The following is a 23366-nucleotide window of genomic DNA, read 5'->3' as shown; positions in this document are numbered from 1 at the left end:
CCCCGTGATTACCATTTCGCCAGAACAGCCCGAGGACCAGTGGGAGGTCGAAGCGCTTTATGACCTGTGCTTTGCGCCCGGGCGCACGGCGCTGTCGTCTTATCGGCTGCGCGATGATGTGCCGCCGGTTGTGGGGCTGAGCCAGGTGGCCCGCGACGCGGATGGCATTCTGGCAGGCGCAATCCGGTTCTGGCCGGTGCATATTGGCGCGCAGGATGCGCTTTTGTTGGGCCCCGTGGCCGTGCACCCGACACGTCAGGGCGAAGGCTTGGGCGCGTCCCTTATTCGCGACAGTCTGGAAACGGCGCGCGAAAGCGGCTGGCAACGGGTTTTGCTGGTGGGGGATGCCCCCTACTACGCGCGCTTTGGCTTTTCGCAGCTGTCGGGTGTTGAGATGCCACCGCCGACAAACCCCGAACGCGTGTTGGGGGTCGAGCTGCAAGAGGGCGCCTGGCGTGGTGTTGTCGGGGATGTGACCCGCTGGCAAAGCTGAGCTGTTTTTCGCCGCAGTGCAGAAAAGCCACGCAAGCGGGTTGAAATCTGACACTATGACCCGACTCTCTATCTCAGAGCGGAGGCGGATCTATGGTACAGACGGACGCGGAAATCCTTATCACTCAGCAGGCATTGGACCCATCGGCCATCGAGGCCGAGCTGGACGCGCTGGCCAAACGCTATCGATCTGCCGGGCGGCATGGGGTGCAGCTGATGAATGCGCTGGGCACAAAGGCGGAGGCGGCGTTGACACGTCTGCCGTCACCGGCGCGCGGCGCGATTGAAAAAGCGATACGTCAGGCCTTGCTGCTGTCTCTGCACGGGGCCGGGCACAGCCGACGCCTCTGGCCTGTGCAACCCGAAGGCTGGAGCCGCGTGGTCACGGCGGGTCTTGGCGCGTTTGGTGGGGCCACCGGGCTTCCCGGTGCCTTGGTCGAACTGCCGCTTACAACCACCGTGTTGTTGCGTTCGATTCAAGATGTGGCAGCGGAACATGGGTTTGATCCCGATAGCGAACCCGTGCGTTTTGACGTGCTGGAAGTGTTCTCCTCTGCCGGGCCCCTGCGGCATGATGATGGGGTTGATACTGCCTTTGTGACCCAGCGCCTTGGGCTTGCTGCGGGCGGATTGGATGCGCTGGTGTCACTGGTCGCGCCGCGCATGGCAGTGGCCTTTGGCCCCAAAGTTGCGGCGCAGATGGTGCCGGTGATCGGCGCTGTGGCGGGCAGCAGCCTGAACTTTGCCTATGCGGGGTATTACCGCGATATGGCCCATGTTCATTTTGGTCTGCGCAAACTGGCGCTGGAGGCCGATGAGGAGCACGAGGCGATGCGGGCACGCCTCGCAATCAAGCTAAGTGGCCCGGCCGGGTGAGCGGACCGGCCCGACCTCTTGCATTTGCCCATGTTCAGGATTTAATCAGCCTTTACTGATAAGAGACTGACAATGATACGCTATGCACTGAAATGCGCCGAAGGGCACAGCTTTGAAAGCTGGTTCCAGTCGGCCTCCGCTTACGACAAGCTGGCTGCGGCCGGAATGGTCACCTGTGCGGTTTGCGGCAGCACGTCGGTGGAAAAGGCGATCATGGCACCGCGGGTGCGCCCTGCGCGCTCGGCGGTGTCTTCGGTGGGCGACGCGCCGACTGAAGCGCCTTCTGCAACGACCACCACTCCCGCGCAAACGCCAACCCCGGTGTCTGCGGCGGCTGCCATCCCAGCCCAAGCCCCCGCGACCCCGTCGCTGAGTGCGCCAAATTCTGATCTGGAACGCGCGGTGTCCGAGCTGCGCAAACAGGTTGAGGCCAATTCCGACTATGTCGGCGGCAATTTTGCCGAGGAAGCCCGCGCCATGCATCTGGGCGATGCCCCGGAACGGGCCATCCACGGGGAGGCCAAACCCGAAGAGGCCCGCGCGCTCTTGGAAGAGGGCGTGCCGGTTATGCCTCTGCCGTTTTTACCCAGTCGCAAGACAAACTGAAGGAGACCCGCCCATGCATGTTGTCATTACCGGAACCAGCCGGGGCATTGGGCGGGAACTGGCCCGACAGATGCGAGAGGGTGGCCACGAGGTCACGGGCACCTCGCGCGATCATTCGTCGGGCACGCAGCTGGATGTGACCGACCCGGGCCAGCAGGCGCGTTTTGCCGCGCGCATCAAGGGCGAACCGGTGGATCTGCTGATCTGCAATGCGGGTGTTTATATCGACAAGGCCATGGGCATCGCCGATTATTCAGCCGAGGTCTGGGCAAAGTCACTGGCGGTCAACGTCACCGGTGTTTTCTTGACCGTACAGGCGATGCTGCCCAACCTTCGGTTGTCACATGATCCGAAAATCGTCATCATTTCCAGCCAGATGGCCAGTCATGAGCGGGCGCCGGGGGGCTCTTATGCGTACCGCGCTTCAAAGGCCGCGGCGCTGAATATCGGGCGCAATATGGCCACCGATCTTGCCCCCGAAGGTATTTCAGTTGGCATTTACCACCCCGGTTGGGTGCAGACCGACATGGGCGGTCAGGAGGCAGAGATCACGGTTCAAGACTGTGCCGCCGGGCTGATCCGGGAATTTGACGCCCTGTCGCCCGAGACCACCGGTTGCTTTCGCACCTGGGATGGCCACGACCACGCCTATTGATCGCAGGTTTGCGCCAACAGGGTTGCAGAAAGCACTGGGTGTCGGCGCGGAAACCGGGTAAGGGACGGGACGAACCTTTCCGATCCATTCCTGTCGGGCCGTGTCCGGCAGATCCTGCACCCGGGTGACAGCACATGACCTCCAAGACACGTATCGTGATTTCCAGCGACCACGCCGACATCGGCCTGCGTCAGCGCATTGCCCAATATGTGGCTGACAAGGGCTTTGAGGTCACTGACCTTGGCCCCAACACTGCTGAGAGTACCCATTACCCCAAACACGGTGAAGAAGCGGCGCGGGTGATCGCGGCGGGCGATGCGGATCTGGGCATCCTGATCTGTGGCACCGGTCAGGGCATCATGATGGCGGCCAATAAGGTCAAAGGCATCCGTTGCGGTGTCTGTTCCGACGTGTTCTCTGCCAAGATGATCCGCGCCCATAACAACGCACAGATGCTGTCCATGGGCGCGCGTGTCATTGGCGAAGGCCTCGCGCTTGAGATTGTGGATGCGTTTCTTGCAACCGAATTCGAAGGCGGCCGTCACGGCACCCGCGTGGATATGATCACAGCGATCGAAGACTAATCCCCGCACCCGCCGACCAAAAGAAAAGGCTCCCGAAGATCGCTTCGGGAGCCTTTTTTGTTGCGGTGATCGCGAGGGTTACTCCCAGCAGCTGACCAATGTGGTCAGGCCGTCGGCCTTGCGCTGCAGCTGTGCGATGGGCAGGCGGGTGCTTTGAGCATCTGCGCCGTTGGCAGCAAAGCCTGCATTGGTCAGCGCGCTGCGGATGGCATCGGCCTTCAGCGCGAAGCGCACGCCTTGCGGCAGGGTGGTTGCGCCGTTTTCCACCGGCAGCAGCATGCCCTGAACCGCACCATCGCGATCCAGAAGCGGACCACCGGCGTCACCGTCCTGTGCGGTCAGCTGCAGGCGGGCCAGGGTGTCTTCACCGGCAAGGCCATTTAGTGCATCCAGCTGGCCCCAGGTCAGGCTCGGCGCGCCAAGGACGCCACCATAAGAGAAACCGGATACCGCCAGTTCGCTGCGCAGCGCGGGTGATGTATTGGCCAGTTCCGCATGCCCCATCGGCGCAAGGCTCTGGGCGGGTTTCAGGATCGCCAGGCCAAGCGCCGGGTCGGTCAGGGCGACTTCGGCTTCAAAATCCTGATCGAGCGTGATGCGCGAACAGCCTGCCACAACATCCGCAGAGGTGGCGACAAGACCTGCATCGTTCAGAAAGAAGCCAGACCGGCTGAGGATCGGTTTGCGCACCTCAAGGCCCGAGATCAGATCCACGCTTTGTGCGGTATCCAGACCGGCGTCTGCATCGAGCACACCGTCCAGACGGCGGAAAGAGGCCTGCATCGCCGCCAGAACACGGGCGCGGCGGGCCTCATCTCCGGCGGGCCAGATCAGGGTAAAGCCTTTGATTTCGCCATTGGCAAGCGTGGCTTCGCTGTAGGAGACAATCTGGTCATTTCGACCTTCCAGTGTGAAGCTGTTGCCAGAGCGTTTGCGCGGCCCTTCCAGCGGCACGATCTCCAGCGTCTGCATGATCTCGAACAGGCCATAAAGGGTGCGGCGTTCACCCGGCTGGCTGATCAGCAGAAGCTGCGCGCCCTCCAGTTCGCCGGTGCCTTTGAAGTGCGCAAACGGTGCGTCGTAGCGATCAAAGGTGACAAAATTCGCCGGGATTTCCAGCGCAATGCCCGCACGGTCGTCGACGTATTGGGTCATGCCAGAGGAAATCAGTGGCGCATTGTATTCATCCATCAGCGCCTTGCGTTGCGCGGTGGTCAGAATGCCGGTGGCCTCATAGCCACGGGCGGTCTGCCATTCCCCCATAGAGCGACGGGTGCCGCGGCCAAAAGCGCCATCAATGGTGGAGGTGTAAAAACCAGCCGCTTTCAGGGCCACCTGCAGTTCCATGCGCTGTTCGCGGGTCAGAGCACGTTCGCTGGCACGGGCCTGCGCCGGCGTTTCATCGGGCAGGGCGACGACAGCGGGCTCTTCGGCGGGATCAACTGTTGGAGCGGGCTCGGCTACGGGGGCCAGAGGGGGCGCAACCGGTGCGGTCGGTTCATTGCCAATCGGGTAGAATTTGGTCCGCAGGTTGGCAGTGAAGGTAATGAAACTGTCGCGCGGGATCTGGCCTTCGGTGCGATAGACCTGCAGAACCTGTTCTGCATCCGGGCGCGCATAAGGGCCAAGCACGATGCCGTACCAGCCACCGCCAAGCGCATAGCCGGACACATCGGGAAGGCGCGCAGCAAAGGCGCGAGCCTCGGCTTCGGCTTCGGTCAGAGAGGGGCGCGCGGCGACCTGGATCCAGACGCCTTCTGCGTTCTGTGCCATGGCAGGCGCGCTCAGGCCGAACAGGCTCAGCAGCAGCAAAAACGAGGCGAGCAGCTTCTTCATTGTTATAACCTCTGTCACAAATTGGGTCTCGTCCCGTCGCGTCACTTGGCAAGGTGCCGGGCGTGTTAAACCGGGAGAGTGAACGACGATGCTCTGCCCAATGATACCTTAGAGGTAAAGGTGAACTTACCACATTCGTGGCCTTCCGGTGCGGGCGTGGCTCTTTGGTCACGCGGCGGTGCACTGGGGGACGTACGTTTGGACTGTTTGCGTTAAAACGTCGACACATGGAAAGGTTTCGCATATGCAGCCCGCTAACGAAAATTCACGATCAGCAAAAAGCTGGCTTTGGGACCACAAATGGGACGGGAGAACGTGCAATGACAATTACCGAACAAGATATGGCCGCAGCCTATGGCGCATGGGCCAATGCCTTGGTTGCCTTGTCAAAAACTTACGAAGCAGAAGGTATTGATGCCGCGCGGGCCCTGGCAGGCGAAGCCATTGATGCGCTTTATGCCTATGGCGACGGACCGGTTCTGTTCAAGCCGACCCTGGCCAGTGGGGACCAGACGTTCCGCCCCACGCGCGACGGCGCTTTGGCCTATTTTGTCGGCCATGACGATGTCTACACGCGCGATCAAGGCTTTGGCATTCTGGGCTGGCGCAACGCAGAGTTTCACACCAAAGCCACCTTTACCCAAGGTGATGTCGCCATCTGGATGGGGCGCGTGGAATTCACCGACAAGGACGGTAAAGTGATCGAAGCTGACAAGAGCTTTGGGTACAAACGCGACGCAGCAGGCGATCTGCGGATTGTGCTGCACCATTCTTCGCTGCCCTATCAGCCGTAAGGCCGAGCCCGGCGAACCCTCGTATGTCCGGTTGACCCTGTGCGGGGGCTTTACTAGGAAGGCGTGATACATCTCGCAGGGCGGGGCGTGCGACATAAGTCGGGACGTCTCGTCGCTGCTGAGTTCGCGAACAAGAGTTTCCCAGAGGAACAGGACATGACAAACATCGCCGCTCCGCGCTCGTTCCAGGAGATCATCCTGCGGCTTCAGACCTATTGGGCGTCCAAAGGCTGCGCCATTATGCAGCCCTATGACATGGAAGTGGGTGCAGGCACGTTCCACCCGGCGACCACGTTGCGTTCGCTTGGTTCCAACGCCTGGGCTGCGGCCTATGTCCAGCCTTCGCGCCGTCCGACCGATGGCCGTTACGGTGAAAACCCCAATCGTCTGCAGCACTATTATCAGTATCAGGTGCTGATCAAACCGAGCCCGCCGGATCTGCAAGAGCTGTATCTCGGCTCGCTTCAGGCGATTGGCGTCGATATGGAGCTGCACGACATCCGCTTTGTCGAAGACGACTGGGAAAGCCCGACACTGGGGGCCTGGGGGCTGGGCTGGGAAGTCTGGTGTGACGGTATGGAAGTGTCTCAGTTCACCTATTTCCAGCAGGTCGGCGGCCATGACTGTCACCCTGTGTCCGGCGAACTGACCTATGGTCTGGAACGTCTGGCGATGTATGTTCTGGGCGTTGATCACGTGATGGACATGCCCTTCAACGATCCGCAGTCGCCGATCCCGCTGAAATATGGCGATGTGTTCAAACAGACCGAAGAAGAATACGCGCGCTGGAACTTTGACGTGGCCAACACCGAGGTGCTGCTGCGCCATTTTGAGGAAGCCGAGGCCGAATGTGCCGCGATCCTCGCGCAGGAGCATATGGATCCGAAAACCGGCAAGCGCATTATCATGGCGCACCCGGCTTACGACCAATGCATCAAGGCCAGCCATATCTTCAACCTTCTGGACGCGCGTGGGGTGATCTCGGTCACTGAACGTCAGGCCTATATTGGCCGCGTCCGCGCGCTGGCCAAGCAATGCGCCGATGCCTTTGTCCTGACCGAGGCCGGTGGCTTCAAAGGCGAAAACGCGGCGTGATCCTAACCCACCAGTTAGGTCGCCAGTTACGTTGCGAGGCCTGGCAGCAGGGCTTTCAGCCCTGCAACCACCATGCCAACTGCGATGGCCATCAGGATCATCCCCATGATCCGGGTCATAATGGTGCGCATGGTGGCAGTCAGCAGGCGGCCAATATCGCCCGCAAAGAACAGCACCAGACCCAGCGCCCCAATCACGGCGCCGACACACAGCCCGTAGGCAATCCAGTCCAGCGTATCCTTGGCCTTATGGGCAAAGAGGATCAGGGTGGTCATTGTGCCGGGCCCAACCAGCATTGGGAAGGTCATCGGGTAGAAGGCGATGTTCTCCACCGCCGGGTGATCCGCCTGTTCGGTTTTGGTCCCATGGTGGGCAGAGCTGTCGTTGCCATTGAGCATATGCAGGCCGATCTGCATCAGCACCAGCCCGCCTGCGACGCGGAAGGCATCGACCGAAATGTCAAAGAACGACAGGATCGCCGATCCCGCCGCCGCGACGACCGCGCAGGTGATCGCGGTATAGATCAGGATCATCACCGCCGTCTTGCGTTGGGCCCCGCGGTCCGCACCCGCCGTGAGGCTCAGAAAGATCGGCAGGTTCACAAATGGGTTCATCACTGCAAACAGCGCGCCGAACATGGCAATGGCGAAGTCTGTGTTCATCCCGAAAGGCCCTCCTGGCGTGCTGGGAAACGTGACTTTCTTCCGATTACCCCATCGTTCAGTGCAGACAAAATGAAATCTCGCCCCTGTGTCGGGGCCTTGGGCAAGGACTGGGCCACATGACCGGTAAACTCCTCTCCGTTATTCTGATCCTCAGCGGTCTTCTGGCCGGTGCGGCTATGTATTACCTGCAGGTCTATGGTTTCTACCAATCGGTCGACGCGCGACCCGGACAGGATGTGGTGCTGCTGCCGCTGGGCCGTGAGACGCCGCAGGCGATCCAGTATTCCGCATTCGAGGCCATCGATGCCGACAGTTCGCCCATCCGCTACCGGGCCTGTTTTGAAACCACGCTGCGCGCCGATGAACTCGCGCAGCTGTACACCCTGTCCGAAACCCAAGATCCGCGCAATGCACCGGGGTGGTTTGACTGTTTTGATGCCGCCGCCTTGGGGGCCGCGCTGAAAGACGGCTCGGCGACCGCCTTTATGGGGCAAAAAAACATTGAGTTTGGCGTCGACCGGATTGTGGCCATCACCAATGACGGGCGCGGCTTTGTCTGGCACGAGCTGAACAACTGCGGCAAGAAAGCCTATGACGGCACTGTGGTTGGGGAAGTCTGCCCCGAACGCCCCGAAACCCACTGACCACCAGTCGCAGCGCTTGACAGTGCTGCGGTATCACCTATTCACCTTTCCACGTCGCCACTGCGGTTCTGCAGGCTGCGACGATCCGTTTCCCGGCCCCGCAACAGGGGAAAGACCTTAAGGACATCCGATGCCCGACCTGCTGATTGAACTCTTTTCCGAAGAAATCCCGGCCCGCATGCAAGCGCAGGCTGCCGAGGATCTGAAAAAGCGCATGACCGATGGTTTGGTCGAGGCGGGTCTGACCTATGCCGGTGCCGCAGCCTTCTCAACACCGCGCCGCCTGACACTGGCTATCGACGGCCTGCTGGATCATTCCCCGACCGTGCGCGAAGAGCGCAAGGGCCCGAAAGTGGGCGCGCCGGAAAAAGCCATTGAGGGCTTCCTGCGTGGGGCTGGCCTGACCATGGAGCAGCTAGAAGAGCGCGAAACCCCGAAGGGCAATGTCTATTTCGCCACGATCGAGAAACCCGGCCGTCCGGCAGCCGAGATCATTGCCGAGGTGCTGGATACAACGATCCGCAACTTCCCCTGGCCGAAGTCCATGCGCTGGGGGGCGGGCACCCTGCGTTGGGTGCGCCCGCTGCAGTCGATCCTGTGCATCCTGTCCAAGGACGAGGGCACCGAGGTTGTGCCGTTTGAAATCGAAGGCATCAAAGCAGGCGATACCACCAAGGGGCACCGCTTTATGGCGCCTGCTGAACTCACCGTGCGCAGTTTTGAAGACTACGCCACCCAGCTGAAGCGCGCTTTTGTTGTGCTGAACGCCGAGGAACGCGCCGAAGCAATCTGGCAGGACGCCACAAACCAAGCCTTCGCACTGGGTCTTGAAGTGGTTGAGGACAAGGGCCTGTTGCGCGAGGTGGCTGGGCTGGTCGAATGGCCGGTGGTCCTGCTGGGCGCCATCGACGAGGAGTTCCTTGAACTGCCGCCCGAGGTCCTGCAGACCTCGATGAAAGAACATCAGAAGTTCTTTTCCGTGAAGAACCCGCAAACCGGCCGGATCGAACGTTTTGTCACCGTGGCGAACCGCGAAACCGCGGACACTGGCGCGACAATTCTGGCGGGCAACCAAAAGGTTCTGTCGGCCCGTCTGGCGGATGCGAAATTCTTCTGGGAAAACGATCTGCGCACCGCAAAATCCGAGGTCGGCATGTCCGCTTGGGTGCAAAACCTGGGCAATGTGACCTTCCACAATAAACTCGGCACGCAGGCCGCGCGCATTGATCGCATTGCCGCGCTGGCACGCGAGATCGCGCCGGTGGTTGGCGCCGACGCTGATCTGGCCGAACAGGCTGCGCGTGTGGCAAAGGCGGATCTGTCCTCTGAAATGGTCTATGAGTTCCCGGAACTGCAGGGCCTGATGGGCCGTTATTATGCCGAGGCAGCGGGCCTGCCGCAGGAGGTCGCAAACGCTTGCGAGCTGCACTATTCGCCGCTCGGCCCATCTGATGACGTGCCGTCCGAGCCGGTCTCTGTCGCGGTGGCGCTGGCCGACAAGATCGACACGCTGACCGGCTTCTGGGCGATTGACGAAAAACCGACAGGCTCCAAAGATCCATATGCGCTGCGCCGCGCGGCGCTGGGGGTGACCCGCCTTGTTCTGGAAAACAATGCACGCGTCGGTCTGAAAGAGATCTTTGCCAAGGGCTTTGACGGTGCAGATGCCGACAACCTCCTGTCCTTCTTCCACGACCGTCTGAAGGTGTTCCTGCGCGACCAAGGCATCCGCCACGATGTGATCGACGCCTGCATTGCCATGGACGGCAATGACGACCTGACCCTGCTGGTCAAACGCGCCCGCGCGCTGGAAGATTTCATGAAATCTGAGGATGGTGAAAACCTGCTGCAGGGCTTCAAACGCGCCAACAACATCCTGACTCAGGCCGAAGACAAGGACGGGGTCGAATACTCCTTTGGGGCGGACGAAAAGTTTCTGGAAGACGACAGCGAAAAAGCGCTTTTCGCGGCGCTTGCAGCGAGCGAAGGGGCGATCTCCTCGGCCATCGAGGCCGAAGATTTCGCGGCAGCCATGGGCGGCATGGCAGCCCTACGCGCACCGGTTGATGCGTTTTTCGAGGCCGTACAGGTCAATTCCGACAATCAGATCGTGCGCCGCAACCGCTTGAACCTGCTGTCCCAGATCCGCAAAGTCTGCACCCAGGTGGCCGATCTGACCAAGATTGAGGGCTAAGCCCCTTCTTTTGGCCGAAAATACTCTCGCCGAAGGCAGCGGCCTCCCAATTGGGAGGCCGCTTTTGTATCTGCGGCAGTGGTTCTTCCCCTTGCGGGTCGCGATGCCTGCTTTATTGTCTTTGGCAACAAGGAAGGTGCTGCAGTGCAGAAAATGACCACTGATACCCCGCAAGCCACGTTGATCACTCAGGCCGCCCCGATCGCGGTGGTGACCCATGGCGGGCGGGCCAAATGTCTGCAACGTCTGGTGCGGCTGGACCTGCCGGTGCCGCGCACGGTGGCGCTGTCTTTTGATGCGGTTCATGCAATCGCAGCCGGTGAAATGGTGGATCTGGATGCAATCCTGTCCGAATTTCCCGAAGACGCCATCCTTTGTGTGCGCCCCTCGTCCGAAGACCCTGACTGGGGGGGGCCGGGGGCGGTTTTGAACATTGGCATGAACGACGCCCGTTTTGTCAGCCTCAGCGACACGCTGGGCAAAGAAGCGGCCTCGGCGCTTTATCTGCGGTTTGTGCAGGCCTATGCGGTGCATGTGGCGCGACTGGACCCGGATGTGTTTGAGGATGTCGAAGACGGCGGCCCCGATGCGCTGTCCGAGGTTCTGCATGCCTATGAGGCCGAAGCCGAGGAACCTTTCCCGCAAAACCGGGGCGAGCAATTGGCGGCTGTGCTGCGGTCGATGGCGCGGGCTTGGGAAGGCACCACAGCACGGCTCTTGCGCGAAGCCAAAGGGGCGCCCGCAGATGCAGGCCTTGGGTTGATTGTGCAGGAAATGGCGCTGGGTCTGGGGCAGGGCGAATGCGGATCCGGTGTGATGCAGCTGGCCAACTCCCAAACCGGAGAGCCTCAGGTCACCGGACGATACCTCAGCCAGTCGCAGGGGCGCGATGCGCTTGGCGGTGGCGTTGAAGCCATGTTCCTTGCCCAAGATGACCGGGGACGGTCGTTGCAGGATGAGGCACCAGAGGCCTTCGCGGATCTAAGCCGACATGCCGCCCTGATGCGCGCGCGTCTGCGCGAAGAAATGCAGGTCGAATTTGTGATTGAAAACAATCAGGTGCATATCCTGGATGGGGTACGTATCCAACGTTCGGCCCGGGCGGCGGTGAAAATCGCCGTGCGTCTGGCCGAAGATGGTGTGATCCCTGCAGAGGAAGCCTTGATGCGCGTGGATGCCCATGCCCTGAACGAACTGCTGCACCGACAGGTGGCCCCGGATGCCACCCGTGACGTTTTGGGGCGCGGGATCGCGGCCAGCCCCGGTGCGGCGCGTGGCAAACTGGTCTTTACCGCAGCCGAGGCGCAGGCCAGTGCCGCCCGCGGCGAACCCTGCATTCTGGCCCGGCGCGAGACCTCTCCCGAGGATGTGCGCGGCATGCATGCGGCCGTGGGGGTTGTGACTGAAAAAGGCGGCATGACGTCTCATGCGGCGGTGATTGGTCGCGGGCTTGGTCTGCCCTGTATCGTGGGCGTGTCGTCCCTGCGGTTCAATATGCGCCGCAAGCAGCTGATTGCGCCGGATGGGCGCGTGGTCTCTGCGGGCACACAGGTGACTTTGGATGGCTCGACCGGAGAAATCCTGCTGGGCGAGCCAGAGATGCTGGAAGCGGCGCAGGATGACGCGTTCCAGACGATGATGGCCTGGGCCGATGAGGCCCGCGATATTGGCATCCGCGCCAATGCCGACACGCCCGAAGACGCGATCACTGCGCGCAAATTTGATGCTCAGGGCATTGGTCTGTGCCGGACGGAACATATGTTCTTTGAACCCGGTCGTCTGACTGTGATGCGTGAGATGATCTTTGCCGATACCTCTGAAGGCCGGGCAGCGGTTCTGGCGCGTCTGTTGCCGATGCAGCGCGATGACTTCCGCGAGCTGTTCCGGATCATGGGCGGCCTGCCGGTCTGTATCCGCCTGTTTGACCCGCCGCTGCATGAATTCCTGCCGACAACAACGACTGGACAGCGGGAATTGGCCGAGGCCCTAGGCCTGCCGATTTCTGATGTGACCCGCCGGGTTGAGGAAATGGGCGAGTATAACCCCATGCTGGGTCTGCGCGGCGTGCGCCTTGGCGTTACGGTGCCTGAAATCTATGACATGCAGGCGCGGGCAATCTTTGAGGCCTCGCTGGAGGCCAGCAGCACGGAACCGGAAATTATGATCCCGCTGGTCTCTGCCAAACGCGAGGTCGAGCTGGTCAAAGCCCGCATTGATGCTGTGGCCGCGGCTGTGCGGGCTGAACGCGGGCAGGATTTCAGCTATCGCCTTGGTGTGATGGTCGAAACACCGCGTGCAGCCCTGCGCGCGGACGAGATTGCACAAAGCACCGAGTTCATGAGTTTCGGCACCAATGACCTGACGCAGATGACCTATGGTCTGTCGCGCGATGATGCGGGGCGGTTTATGTCGGACTATGTGCAGAAAGGCGTCTTCCCCGAAGACCCGTTCCACCGTCTGGATGTGGACGGCGTGGGCGAGCTGTTGCAGCTTGGGGTTCAGCGCGGCCGCGAAGGGCGCCCGGATGTGGTTCTGTCGATCTGCGGCGAACACGGCGGCAACCCCGAATCAATTGCCTTTTGCCGGATGGTTGGCTTTGATTACGTCTCTTGTTCGCCCTTCCGGGTGCCCGTTGCGCGGCTTGCGGCGGCTCAATTGGCGATTGCGGAAAAAACCGGCCAAATTTCGCCGACATACGCAAATAATTAAGGTTTTCAGGGTTTTTGCTCCCTCGGCAGCAGGCTGCCACAGAGTATCTCGTTCCCCATTTGTTCCAACGCATAGCTGGGTTGACTAGACGTTTGTGAACAAATCCGTTACTTCGTGCCGTCGCTTGGGGCGGGCTTGCCTGCCGCACGCAGATTGGATGGGGGTATCCACGTATGAAATGTTTGGTGATGGCAGCCGCGGTTATGGCGGCTCTTGGTTTTGGAAGCGCGGCATCTGCGGATGTCGATCTGGGCGCTCTGTTCGAACAGGAACAGACGACGCTTCAGGCTGCGCCAAAGAACCGGATGGAACGTTTTTTGGGATCGTCTCATGGCGCGCGCAAAGCCAAGGCGACCCAGGTTGAATACACCAAAGGCTGGATCGATTCCCGCCCGCTGCCCGATGGTGGGTCCGAATTCGCCTGTCTGGCTGAGGCGCTGTACTTTGAAGCCCGGGGCGAGACCATCAAAGGTCAGTTTGCGGTCGCCGAGGTGATCCTGAACCGCGTGGCCTCCAAACAGTTCCCTGACACCGTCTGCGGTGTGATCAATCAGGGCACAGGCCGCAAGTATCAGTGCCAGTTCACCTATACCTGCGATGGCCACAAAGAGGTCATCCGCGAGCCGCGCGCTTATGAGCGGGTGTCCAAAGTGGCGCGTCTGGCGCTCGATGGGGCGGCCACAGACCTGACACAGGGCGCGACCTACTATCACACCACGGCTGTGAACCCGCGCTGGGCCCGCAGCTTTACCCGCACCGCGCGATATGGGGTGCATCTGTTCTATCGTGACGAGCGTTACCGCACCGCGTCGAACAATTAAATTTCCCGAAAACGGCACGCAGGACCCCCTCGTGCCGTTTTCTGTATCTGGTGCGGCGGTTTTGAGGCTGTTACTTCGGGTCGACTGGGATAGCCAGTGCACCCCGGCACGCCACTCGCCAGATAAAGGCCTGAAGCCATGACCCAAGATCCGAAAACCGACGCCCCAAGCGAAATTGCGCTGGCGTTTGATCATCCCGAGGCCCGCGCGCGTGCGGTGCCCCATGATCCCAGCTCCCTGCCGCTGGACCGGCTGATGGTGCGCGATCATGTGGTCGAGGTCGAAATCGGGGCTTTTCAGGCCGAACGCGATGTGACCCAGCGGGTGCGTTTTAATGTCGTGGTCGAGATCGCCGCCCTGCCGGCGGACCTGGACGACGATGTGGACCGCATCCTGTCCTATGACAAAGTGACCGAAGCGATCACTTATGAGTTGGAAGCCGAGCGGCTGAACCTGTTGGAGACGCTGGCGGAACGCATTGCCGACCGCATCCTGCTGGAACCTCAGGCCCGACGCGTCTTTGTCCGGATCGAGAAACTGGACCGTGGTCCCTATGTGCTGGGTGTCGAGATCGTGCGCGCCGCAGATCAGTTGGCGACACAGGCAGAGGTTGCCACAGGCCCACTGCCGCAGCTTGTTTATCTGTCAAATGCTGCTGTTGCCTCGGGCAATCTGAGCGCATGGATTGATCAGCTTGCGGGGGATGCGCCGCTGGTGCTTTGTGTGGGGCCTCATGATCTGGTCCAGCCGACAGCGGCAACCCCCCGGAGCCAAAAGCATATCTCCCTTCTGGCCACAGAACAAAACGCTTGGGTTCTGGCGGCGCAGGACGACCGCTGTGCGGTGGTTGAAACCCGCACCGAACTCGACTGGGCCATTAAGAATGGCCAGATTTGCGTCTGGGCACCGACGAAGATTGTGCTAGATTCCACGGACGCTCAGGCCACGCCGCCTGCTGAGCCCGTGGCCCTTGCCGCGTGGTTTGCAGATTGGCTCGGGGCCAAGCAACTGACCGTCATTGGCGCGGATCTGCCCGAGGCACCGGGCCTGACCCTGCGCAGCATCTCTGAGGAGCAGAAAGACCTGTGAGCTATTACCGTCCCCTGGTTCGTCACGGAGAAGCCCGCCCCGAAGGCGCGCTGCATTTGGTTGGTGGAGCATTGTGGTTCACCGAGGTGGAGATTTTGGACAGGGGCGCACCGCCGCGGGTGGTGCCTGCGGGGCTGTTGCCCGAGGATCTGAAACTGCGCCTGACCGGGCGTCGCGCCGCGATTGCGGGTCTGGATATGACCCAGCAGCACATCATGGGCATTCTGAATGTCACCCCGGACAGTTTCTCGGATGGTGGCAAACACGATACCGAGACCGCCGCGATCGCGGCGGCGCAGAAGATGATCGCGGATGGCGCCTCGATCATTGATATTGGCGGCGAATCCACCCGTCCGGGCGCAGAAACCGTAGAGGAACTCGAGGAAATCGCCCGCACCGCCCCGGTGATTGCGGCGCTGCGCGACAAAAGCTCGGTTGCGATTTCTCTTGATACCCGCAAGGCGACGGTGGCGATGGAAGGGCTCGAGGTGGGCGCAAGCCTGATCAATGATGTCTCGGGCTTTACCTTCGACGCCGCACTTGCGCCCTTGGCCGCACAGGCGGGCGTGCCGGTCTGTATTATGCATGCCCAAGGTGACCCCGCGACCATGCAGGATGAACCGAGCTATGACAATGTGCTGCTCGACGTCTATGATTTCCTGTCGGCGCAGGTGGACCAGCTTGAAGCGATTGGCATCCTGCGTGAACAGATCATGATTGATCCGGGCATCGGCTTTGGCAAAACGCAGGCGCATAATCTGACGCTGCTGAAGAACCTCAGCCTGTTTCACGGTATTGGCTGTCCGATCCTGCTGGGCGTGTCGCGCAAACGGTTCATTGGTGATATTGGCCAAGCACCTGACGCGGGCGCACGTGCGCCGGGATCGATTGCGGTAGGGCTTGCAGGTCTGGCACAAGGCGTGCAAATGCTACGGGTGCATGATGTGGCCGAGACCGCCCAGGCGCTGCGCCTGTGGAAGGCCCTTCTGTAATCGCACCGGCACGCGAACCGCCGGAGAGACAAGAACCGGCAAGGGACGAGCAAATGCGTAAGCTTTTTGGCACCGATGGTGTCCGCGGCACAGCCAATATCCATCCTATGACCGCCGATATGGCGCTGCGCATTGGCGCCGCCGTGGGGCGCTATTTCCGCCGCGATGCTTCGGCTGGACATCGGGTTGTGATCGGCAAGGATACGCGGCTGTCTGGCTATATGTTTGAAAACGCACTGACGGCGGGGCTCACATCCACCGGCATGAATGTGCTGCTGCTTGGCCCAGTGCCAACACCGGCTGTGGGGCTGATGACCCGCTCCATGCGCGCGGATCTGGGCGTGATGATTTCCGCCAGCCACAACCCCGCCGACGACAATGGGATCAAGTTCTTTGGCCCCGATGGCTACAAGCTGTCGGATCAGGCCGAGATCGAAATTGAAGCCCTGATTGAGGCCGGCGTTGAGCCTGCGCAATCCCAAAACATTGGTCGTGCCAAGCGGATCGACGATGCGCGCTTCCGCTATGGGGAGCGGGTGAAGGGCTCCCTGCCGCGTGATCTGCGTCTGGACGGGCTGAAGGTGGTGATTGACTGCGCCAATGGCGCCGCCCACCGCGCCGCGCCAGAAATCCTTTGGGAGCTTGGCGCCGAGGTGATCCCGGTGGGTGTGTCGCCCGATGGCACCAATATCAACCGCGGCTGTGGCTCGACCCAGCCTGCGGTCGCAGCGGAAACCGTCGTGGCCCATGGCGCCCATGTGGGCATCTGTCTGGATGGCGATGCGGACCGGGTGATCATGATCGACGAAACCGGGCAGGTTGCCGATGGTGACCAGCTGATGGCTCTGTTGGCGGCGACCTGGGCCAATGACGGGCGTCTGGCAGGCGATGCGCTGGTGGCGACCGTGATGTCGAACCTTGGGCTCGAACGCTTCCTTGAGGGCAAGGGACTGGGTCTGGAGCGGACCTCGGTCGGCGACCGCTATGTCGTGGAACGGATGCGCCAAGGTGGGTTCAACCTTGGCGGGGAACAGTCTGGCCACATTGTCATGAGCGATTTTGCCACCACCGGCGACGGTCTGATGGCGGGCCTGCATTTCCTGGGCGAAATGGTGCGCACAGGCCAGAAGGCATCAACTCTTGCGCAGCAGTTCCAGCCGGTGCCGCAGCTGTTGCAGAACGTCCGCTACGCCGCAGGCCAAACCCCGCTGGAGAGCGATCAGGTGCAATCCGCTATTGAGACCGCCGAGCGCGCGCTGGTGGGGCAGGGGCGTCTGCTCATTCGCAAATCCGGCACCGAACCGCTGATCCGCGTGATGGCGGAATGCGAGGATGCGGGCCTGTTGCAAACCACTGTGGCCGATGTTGTGGCGGCAGTTGAGGCGGCGACCGCCTGACCCAAGCCCTGAGGAATTTCGCCCCCTTCGGGGACGACCAGCGCGCCGGGCCTTTGGCCCGGCGCGTTTTCTGTTGCGCTTTGCGATCTGCGTTTTGAACAGATCAAGAAAACGGACAAAAGAAAACGGGGCCGACAAAGTCGACCCCGCCTCCTGATTGCAAATCAAAGACCGATTAGTTTTTCGCTTTGTCGACCATTTTGCCTTCGGAGATCCAGGGCATCATTTCGCGCAGTTTTGCGCCAACCTGTTCGATCTGGTGCTCGTCGTTTGCACGGCGGGACGCTTTGATGGTCGGCTGACCCACAGCGTTTTCCAGCATGAAGTCGCGCACGAACTTGCCGGACTGGATGTCCTGCAGAGTTTCTTTCATCGCTTTCTTGGTCTGCTCGTAGGGCAGGATGCGCGGGCCGGTGACGTACTGGCCATACTCCGCGGTGTTGGAGATGGAGTAGTCCATGTTCGCGATGCCGCCTTCGTAGATCAGGTCCACGATCAGCTTGGTTTCGTGCAGACACTCGAAGTAGGCCATTTCCGGCGCATAGCCCGCTTCAACCAGAGTTTCAAAGCCGCAACGGATCAGTTCGACGATACCGCCGCACAGAACCGCTTGTTCACCGAAGAGGTCGGTTTCGCATTCTTCGCGGAAGTTGGTCTCGATGATGCCGGAGCGGCCGCCACCGATGGCGGAGCAGTAAGACAGCGCGGTTTCCAGCGCGGAGCCGGATGCGTCACGGTCGATAGCCACCAGGCAGGGCACGCCGCCGCCTTTGGTGTATTCGCCGCGCACGGTGTGACCCGGGCCTTTCGGCGCCATCATGATCACGTCGACGCCTTCTTTCGGCTCGATCAGGCCGAAATGCACGTTCAGGCCGTGTGCGAATGCAATCGCGGCACCCGGCTTGATGTTGTCGTGGACGTATTTCTTGTAGGTCTCTGCCTGAAGCTCATCGGGCATGGTGAACATGATGACGTCACACCATGCGGCCGCTTCGGCGATGCCCATTACTGCCAAGCCTTCGGCTTCGGCTTTTTTCGCGGAAGGGGAGCCGTCGCGCAGCGCGATGACGAGGTTCTTTGCGCCAGAATCGCGCAGGTTCAGGGCGTGTGCGTGGCCTTGGGAGCCGTAGCCCAGGATGGCTACTTTTTTCTCTTTGATGAGGTTCACGTCGCAATCGCGGTCGTAGTATACGCGCATGGATCTGTCCTTTCGGGTTGCGTTTGACGGGCATCATACGGGGTGGGCGCGCGAAATCGACCGGGATGCGCGCATAAATTCGCGAAAATTCGCAATGGTCATTCGTGAATTTGACATTTATGCTTTCAATCATGCTTGATGACCTCGACCGACGCATACTTCGCAATCTGCAGGCTGATCCGGCCCGGTCGATTCCTGATCTGGCCGATCATCTGGGCCTGACTGCCTCGCGCCTGTCGCGGCGGCTGGAGAAACTGCGGGAGGGGGGCGTGCTGCGCGGGTCCCGCGCGGTGATCGATTGGCAGGCCTTGGGCTATGCAGTCGAAGTCAGCCTGCGCGTGACGCTGGACAAGACAAACCCGCGCGCCTTTGACGAATTTATCCCAGCCGCGCGGCAGATCCCCGAAGTGCTGGAGATCCAGACCTTCCTCGGTCAGGTGGACGTGCGCCTGTCGCTGATCGCGCGGGACATGCGGCACTATCAATCCATCTACCGCGAAAAGATCCTCTATCTGCCGCATATGGCCGACATCGAGGCCCTGACCCATGTGGCGCGGATCAAGGCGAACAAAGGTTTGCCGATATGAGTCTGGATGATCTCGACTTTGCCTTGCTGCGTGCGCTCTCCACGGACGCAAGCCAATCGGCAGGCGCATTAGGGCGGGAACTGGGACTGTCACAGCCTGCCACGTGGCGCCGGATCAAGCGGCTGGAAGAGGCGGGCATTATCACCGGTCGGCGTCTGGAACTAGATGCAGAGAAGCTCGGCTTTGGGGTAACTGTGTTTCTTGGTGTGAAGCTTGCGACCAAAGGGCGGCTGAGCCTTGAAGATTTCGAACGCGCCGTGACCGCCATCCCCGAAGTCCAGAGCATTGAACATGTGCTGGGTCTCTATGATTATCGTCTGCGGGTGGTGGCGCGCGATATTTCTGACTTTGAGCGCGTCCTGCGCCGCCGGATCATGACCCTGCCGGGGGTCGGCAATGTGGATGCCAACGTGCTCTTGTCGGACGAACGTCGTCCCGGACCGCTGGGCGCGGCCTAGCAGTTCTTCAGGAAAATCCTGAAACTGACCTGATGAATTTCTCTTGAGTGGCGAAGATTGCTCTGCAAGAACATGGGCAAACTCCCCTGAAGGAACGTCCCATGGCCCTGCTTGATACTGTTGATCCCACCGGTCTTGATGAATTTTCTGTGGTCTTTACCGACCGCTCTTTGAACCACATGTCGCAGGCGTTCCAGACTGTGATGCGCGACATTGATGGCATGCTGAAAGAGGTCTACAGCGCCTCTGCCACCGCATTGGTGCCGGGCGGCGGCACCTTCGCGATGGAGGCCGTGGCGCGCCAGTTCGCCCGCGACCAGGATGCGCTGGTGGTGCGCAATGGGTGGTTCTCCTATCGCTGGTCCCAGATCTTTGAGGCCGGGGGCTTTACCAAATCCGCCACCGTTCTGAAAGCGCGCCCAACCGGCAATGCGGTCGGCAGCCCCTTTGCCCCCGCCCCGATCGAAGAGGTCGTTGCGACCATTCGCGACCAGAAACCGCAGATCGTTTTTGCCCCGCATGTGGAAACCTCGGCAGGTGTGATCCTGCCCGACGACTATGTAACCGCCATGGCCGAGGCCGCGCATGAGGTCGGCGCGCTGATGGTGCTGGACTGTATCGCCTCGGGCTGTGCCTGGATCGACATGAAAGCCACCGGCGTTGATGTGCTGATCTCTGCGCCGCAAAAGGGCTGGTCGGCCTCCCCGTCGGCTGGCTTGGTGATGATGTCGGACCGGGCGCTGGCCCGTCTGGAAGAGACCACCTCTGACAGTTTTGCCATCAACCTCAAGCAGTGGCATGCGATCATGCAGGCCTATCTGAACGGCGGTCATGCCTATCACGCCACCATGCCGACGGATGCGCTGCGCGCGTTCCGCGACACAATGGCCGAGACGCGTGACTACGGCTTTGAACGCCTGCGCGAAGCGCAATGGAAGCTCGGCAATGGCGTCCGCGAGATGCTGGCAGTCAAAGGTGTGACTTCGGTTGCCGCCGAAGGTTTTGGCGCACCGGGCGTCGTGGTCAGCTACACCTCGGACCCTGAAGTGCAAAACGGCAAGAAGTTCGCAGCACTTGGCATGCAGATTGCCGCAGGCGTACCGTTGGCCTGTGACGAAGGGGATGCGTTTAAAACCTTCCGTTTGGGTCTCTTTGGGCTCGACAAACTCTATGACGTCGATGAAACCCTCGCGCGCCTGAAAGCGGCGGTCGATCAGGTTCTCTGACGGCTGCAACGCCAACCGCAGCTTCTTTTGGCGAAAAATACTCCCGCCGGAGGCAGGCCCTTTCCCGATGGGAAAGGGCCTTTTTCTTAGCGCACCCCCAGCCCCATCTGCATCAGCATCCGCCGCACCTGCGGCAGGGAATACAGGGCGGCCAAACCCGCCGCACGCATGTCGCGCAGGGGGCGGGCTTCGATCATGGAGGCCCGGTTCAAGGCATCAATACCCGCAACGCGCAGGCCAATGTCGTTGTGTCTGGCGCGGTGGTAAGCCTCTAGCATCACTTCATCGCCCAAGCCCTCGGGGCGGGCTGTGGCCAGCTCCAGCAGGGTGCCAAGATCTGCCAGTGACATATTCAGCCCCTGCGCCCCAATGGGCGGCACAACATGGGCAGCCTCCGCCATAAGGGCCACGCGTTCGCCGCTCAGGCGCGCGGCGCTTTGGGCAATGATCGGCCAGAGCGTGCGGCGCGACGCCAGCTTCATCGGCCCGAGTACTTCGCAGGACCGTTCGTTCATAGCCGCTTCAAATGCCGCCTCATCCAGTGCCGCAAGCGCGTCGGCATTGGCCGAACGCTCCATCCAGACAATCGCCGACGAATGTTGCCCTTCAAGATCGGGCAACGGGACCAAAGTGAACGGCCCACCCGAGCGGTGGATCTCGGTCGAGACATTTTCGTGCGGCTTTGGATGTGTGACCGCAAAGGCCAGCGCTTTCTGGCCATAGCGGGTGGTCTTAACGCTGATGCCTGCGGCATCTCGCATGGGGGAGCTGCGCCCGTCACAGGCCAGCACCAGCCGACAGGAAACCTTTGTGCCATCGGTCAGCGTGACGCGCGCTTCCTGCGTGCGGGTGAACAGGGACTTGGTGCCGACGCCTGCGCGGAACGTCGCATTCGGCAGTTCGCCCAGACGCGCCAGCAGTTCACGGCGCAACAACCAATTCGGCAGGTTCCAGCCAAAGGGCAGCTCCGAGATCTCGGTGGCATTGAATTCGCGCACCACGCGGGGTTTGGGCTCTGCGCCGCCGGCATCAATAATGCGCATGATCTGCAGCGGCGCGGCATAGGGCGCCAGGCGTGTCCAGATGCCAGCTGCTTCGAGCAGGGCTTTGGCGGGTTGCAGAAAGGCCGTGGTGCGCAGATCAGACCCTTGCGCATTGCGTTCGGTCACAGGCGCGCTTGGGTCGACGCAGATCACCGAAAACCCATTGGCGGCAAAGGTTGCAGCCGCCGTGAGCCCTGCAATTCCGCCACCGGAAATCAGGATGTCGCAGCTTGTGGTCCCGGTCGTTGTCATCGCGCCCGCCCTTTCGTCACGTTTCGTCAATGACATAGAGCGCGGCGGACGGGAAAGACAAGTGACATCCTGTCACTCACCCAAGGGTCTTAGCCGCGCGAGACTGCGATCAGCAAACCCATCACCACCGGCACCAGGCACAGTGCCGGAATATAAAGACCCGGCAGGCCAAACAACAGGATCGCACAGCCCCAGGCGCTGACAAAACTGGCAAGCGCATAGTAGATATTGTCCGCATCGCCATATGTGACCTCTTTTGCCATACGGCCCAAGACGGGCACGGCAAACAGCAGGCGCTGGGACAGGGACAGGCGCGGGGGCAGGGTATAGGCGGTCAAAACGGGGTTCCTATAAACATTCATCCTTTATGAAGGATATAGGATGGCCGGTATTTGAGGTGGATGCGTCCTACCGCCGCAGATCAGCTCAATGCCTGTAAAAACTGTGCCAGCACATCCGTGTGGTGATGCACGTGATCGCCTGCGTGTTCGCCGGTGTGGGGTTCGTCCGCCACATGGACGGTTTTCATTCCCATCGCATGGGGCACCGCGAGGTTGCGGGGGTCGTCTTCGAACATGGCGCCAACAGATCCATCTATCCCTGCTTTGGCAAAGACGGTTTCAAAGGCTGCGGCTTCCGGTTTTGGGCGGTAGCCTGCGTGTTCCACCCCCCAGATGCTGTCAAACAACCCGTCCAGCCCGCGCGCTTCCAGAACCCGGGCCGCGTAGGGCGCGGTGCCATTGGTGTAGACGATCTTTTTGCCGGGCAGGGCGGCGATGGCCGCGGCCAGTGCGGCGTCTTCCTCCAGATGCGCGAGGTCGATGTCATGGACATCCAACAGGAACGGGTCTGGGTCGATCTGGTGGACTTCCATCAACCCCGCCAGCGTGGTGCCATGGTTGCGCCAATAATCGGCGCGCAGGGTGCTGGCTTCGGCCTCGGTCAGGTTCAACTCCGCCACCATATAGGCGTTCATCTTCGCCTCGATCTGATCGAACAGCCGGGCGGAAGGGTGGTAGAGGGTATTGTCGAGGTCGAACACCCAGTGACGCACATGAGAGAAGCTTTGTTTCACCATAGCTTGCACTTAGGCCGCAGACGGCCCCTTTGCAATGATTTCCGCAGCCGGAGCGTCCCGATGGGTTGATTGCAG

23 protein-coding genes are annotated in these 23366 nt (G+C 61.1%); 17 read left to right on the top strand and 6 right to left on the bottom strand.

Features of this window, described 5'->3' with window-relative positions:
* Positions 1 to 4: 4 nt before the first annotated feature.
* The 5 genes from TRM7557_RS02025 (at position 5) to rpiB (ending at position 3213) form a co-directional block, all read left to right on the top strand.
* Positions 5 to 493, top strand: coding sequence for a GNAT family N-acetyltransferase (locus TRM7557_RS02025; RefSeq protein ID WP_058288537.1), 489 nt, complete (start codon positions 5 to 7; stop codon positions 491 to 493).
* Positions 494 to 585: 92 nt separating this feature from the next.
* On the top strand, positions 586 to 1368 hold the full coding sequence (locus TRM7557_RS02020; protein ID WP_058288536.1) for an EcsC family protein: 783 nt from the start codon (positions 586 to 588) through the stop codon (positions 1366 to 1368).
* Between the two features lie 72 nt (positions 1369 to 1440).
* Entirely contained in the window at positions 1441 to 1974 is a 534-nt protein-coding gene (locus TRM7557_RS02015; RefSeq protein ID WP_058288535.1) for a DUF1178 family protein, read from the top strand.
* 13 nt (positions 1975 to 1987) lie between these two features.
* Complete coding sequence (locus tag TRM7557_RS02010; RefSeq protein WP_058288534.1) at positions 1988 to 2629, top strand: SDR family oxidoreductase; 642 nt, start codon at positions 1988 to 1990, stop codon at positions 2627 to 2629.
* A 134-nt stretch (positions 2630 to 2763) separates the two neighbouring features.
* A complete protein-coding gene (rpiB, locus tag TRM7557_RS02005) occupies positions 2764 to 3213 on the top strand; it encodes a ribose 5-phosphate isomerase B (RefSeq protein ID WP_058288533.1) in 450 nt (149 codons plus the stop codon).
* Positions 3214 to 3291: 78 nt separating this feature from the next.
* Here rpiB and TRM7557_RS02000 read toward each other — a convergent pair whose 3' ends face one another.
* Positions 3292 to 5049 (bottom strand): serine protease, encoded by a 1758-nt coding sequence (locus TRM7557_RS02000; protein ID WP_058288532.1) that lies wholly within the window; start codon positions 5047 to 5049, stop codon positions 3292 to 3294.
* A gap of 320 nt (positions 5050 to 5369) precedes the next feature.
* Between TRM7557_RS02000 and TRM7557_RS01995 the strand changes: the two genes are divergently transcribed.
* Together TRM7557_RS01995 and TRM7557_RS01990 are read left to right on the top strand one after the other, a co-directional pair.
* Entirely contained in the window at positions 5370 to 5843 is a 474-nt protein-coding gene (locus tag TRM7557_RS01995) for a hypothetical protein (protein ID WP_058288531.1), read from the top strand.
* Positions 5844 to 5999: 156 nt separating this feature from the next.
* Complete coding sequence (locus TRM7557_RS01990) at positions 6000 to 6938, top strand: glycine--tRNA ligase subunit alpha (protein ID WP_058288530.1); 939 nt, start codon at positions 6000 to 6002, stop codon at positions 6936 to 6938.
* Between the two features lie 26 nt (positions 6939 to 6964).
* On the opposite strand, the gene TRM7557_RS01985 is transcribed toward TRM7557_RS01990, so the two are convergent.
* A complete protein-coding gene (locus TRM7557_RS01985) occupies positions 6965 to 7600 on the bottom strand; it encodes a MarC family protein (protein WP_058288529.1) in 636 nt (211 codons plus the stop codon).
* Between the two features lie 119 nt (positions 7601 to 7719).
* Here TRM7557_RS01985 and TRM7557_RS01980 point away from each other — a divergent pair, with 119 nt between their 5' ends.
* The 7 genes from TRM7557_RS01980 (at position 7720) to glmM (ending at position 17449) form a co-directional block, all read left to right on the top strand.
* On the top strand, positions 7720 to 8247 hold the full coding sequence (locus TRM7557_RS01980; protein ID WP_058288528.1) for a DUF6446 family protein: 528 nt from the start codon (positions 7720 to 7722) through the stop codon (positions 8245 to 8247).
* A 130-nt stretch (positions 8248 to 8377) separates the two neighbouring features.
* Positions 8378 to 10441, top strand: a complete 2064-nt coding sequence (gene glyS / locus TRM7557_RS01975; RefSeq protein WP_058288527.1) for a glycine--tRNA ligase subunit beta — start codon at positions 8378 to 8380, stop codon at positions 10439 to 10441.
* A 153-nt stretch (positions 10442 to 10594) separates the two neighbouring features.
* Positions 10595 to 13150, top strand: a complete 2556-nt coding sequence (locus TRM7557_RS01970) for a putative PEP-binding protein (protein WP_058288915.1) — start codon at positions 10595 to 10597, stop codon at positions 13148 to 13150.
* 188 nt (positions 13151 to 13338) lie between these two features.
* The gene (locus tag TRM7557_RS01965) at positions 13339 to 13971 is read left to right on the top strand and encodes a cell wall hydrolase (RefSeq protein ID WP_235811376.1); all 633 of its coding nucleotides are present in this window, start codon (positions 13339 to 13341) and stop codon (positions 13969 to 13971) included.
* A 138-nt stretch (positions 13972 to 14109) separates the two neighbouring features.
* Positions 14110 to 15060 (top strand): dihydroneopterin aldolase, encoded by a 951-nt coding sequence (locus TRM7557_RS01960; protein WP_058288525.1) that lies wholly within the window; start codon positions 14110 to 14112, stop codon positions 15058 to 15060.
* On the top strand, positions 15057 to 16052 hold the full coding sequence (gene folP, locus TRM7557_RS01955; RefSeq protein ID WP_058288524.1) for a dihydropteroate synthase: 996 nt from the start codon (positions 15057 to 15059) through the stop codon (positions 16050 to 16052). The genes TRM7557_RS01960 and folP overlap by 4 nt, the downstream gene beginning before the upstream one ends.
* A 53-nt stretch (positions 16053 to 16105) precedes the next feature.
* Positions 16106 to 17449: a phosphoglucosamine mutase gene (gene glmM, locus TRM7557_RS01950; RefSeq protein ID WP_058288523.1), complete on the top strand. Its 1344-nt coding sequence runs from the start codon at positions 16106 to 16108 to the stop codon at positions 17447 to 17449.
* Positions 17450 to 17624: 175 nt separating this feature from the next.
* On the opposite strand, the gene ilvC is transcribed toward glmM, so the two are convergent.
* Positions 17625 to 18647: a ketol-acid reductoisomerase gene (gene ilvC, locus TRM7557_RS01945; RefSeq protein WP_058288522.1), complete on the bottom strand. Its 1023-nt coding sequence runs from the start codon at positions 18645 to 18647 to the stop codon at positions 17625 to 17627.
* A gap of 131 nt (positions 18648 to 18778) precedes the next feature.
* Between ilvC and TRM7557_RS01940 the strand changes: the two genes are divergently transcribed.
* From TRM7557_RS01940 to TRM7557_RS01930, 3 genes are all read left to right on the top strand, one after another.
* Positions 18779 to 19234: an Lrp/AsnC family transcriptional regulator gene (locus TRM7557_RS01940; protein WP_058288521.1), complete on the top strand. Its 456-nt coding sequence runs from the start codon at positions 18779 to 18781 to the stop codon at positions 19232 to 19234.
* A complete protein-coding gene (locus tag TRM7557_RS01935) occupies positions 19231 to 19692 on the top strand; it encodes an Lrp/AsnC family transcriptional regulator (protein WP_058288520.1) in 462 nt (153 codons plus the stop codon). Before TRM7557_RS01940 ends, TRM7557_RS01935 begins: the two co-directional genes overlap by 4 nt.
* A 101-nt stretch (positions 19693 to 19793) precedes the next feature.
* Positions 19794 to 20918: an aminotransferase class V-fold PLP-dependent enzyme gene (locus TRM7557_RS01930; protein WP_058288519.1), complete on the top strand. Its 1125-nt coding sequence runs from the start codon at positions 19794 to 19796 to the stop codon at positions 20916 to 20918.
* Positions 20919 to 21004: 86 nt separating this feature from the next.
* Here the strand turns inward: TRM7557_RS01930 and TRM7557_RS01925 are convergent, their stop codons facing one another.
* The 3 genes from TRM7557_RS01925 to TRM7557_RS01915 form a co-directional block, all read right to left on the bottom strand.
* The gene (locus tag TRM7557_RS01925; protein ID WP_058288518.1) at positions 21005 to 22213 is read right to left on the bottom strand and encodes a UbiH/UbiF family hydroxylase; all 1209 of its coding nucleotides are present in this window, start codon (positions 22211 to 22213) and stop codon (positions 21005 to 21007) included.
* Positions 22214 to 22302: 89 nt separating this feature from the next.
* Positions 22303 to 22551 (bottom strand): hypothetical protein, encoded by a 249-nt coding sequence (locus tag TRM7557_RS01920; protein ID WP_207382609.1) that lies wholly within the window; start codon positions 22549 to 22551, stop codon positions 22303 to 22305.
* Positions 22552 to 22634: 83 nt separating this feature from the next.
* Positions 22635 to 23291, bottom strand: coding sequence for a pyrimidine 5'-nucleotidase (locus TRM7557_RS01915; protein ID WP_058288516.1), 657 nt, complete (start codon positions 23289 to 23291; stop codon positions 22635 to 22637).
* Positions 23292 to 23366 lie beyond the last annotated feature (75 nt).

Origin of the sequence: Tritonibacter multivorans (assembly GCF_001458415.1) — a bacterium.
Classification (GTDB): Bacteria; Pseudomonadota; Alphaproteobacteria; order Rhodobacterales; family Rhodobacteraceae; genus Epibacterium; species Epibacterium multivorans.
The sequence above is the reverse complement of the archived record's forward strand: the minus strand, read 5'-3'. Positions and strand labels throughout refer to the sequence as shown.